Annotated in this window: 1 protein-coding gene; it reads right to left on the bottom strand. The window is 63.0% G+C overall.

The annotated features are described in order from the left end of the window. The coding region (locus U5A57_RS41395; protein WP_415774725.1) for a LysE family transporter at positions 1-438 on the bottom strand (438 nt) is incomplete at both ends.

Here is a 438-nt window from a genome sequence, read left to right as displayed (position 1 = left end):
AGCAAGACCGCGAAGACCGCCATGGCCTGGAACCACATCGAAACGCTCTCGAATGCCATAGGCGGAAAAATCGACCCGGCGAACAAAATGGCCTTGGGGTTGAGCACGGTGGCGCTGAACAGCGTGCGCGTGCTGACCACGCCGTTTGCCGAGGTTTCGATCGAGTTTGCCGTGAGCCAAAGACGCAAGGCGAGCCAAGCGAGATAAAGGCTGCTGGCCACGCGCAGCACTTTGGGCAGCCAGCTCAGCGACTGCGAAGCATGGGTGAAGCAAAGTCCCCAGAGGGTAATCGACACCAGGTACCCGGCCAGTTCGGCGGCGGTCAGATGCACGGAGCGGCGCAGACCCTGCCTCAAACCGGCTGCGGCGAGCAGGGTGTTGGTGGGCCCCGGCATGAGCAGCACGATCGCGCAGCCCGAGACCATCAGTCCGATGGTG

The organism is Paraburkholderia sp. J11-2 (assembly GCF_905220185.1).
GTDB lineage: Bacteria > Pseudomonadota > Gammaproteobacteria > Burkholderiales > Burkholderiaceae > Paraburkholderia.
Note: the sequence above shows the minus strand (reverse complement) of the source record. Positions and strands in the feature narration are given on the sequence as shown.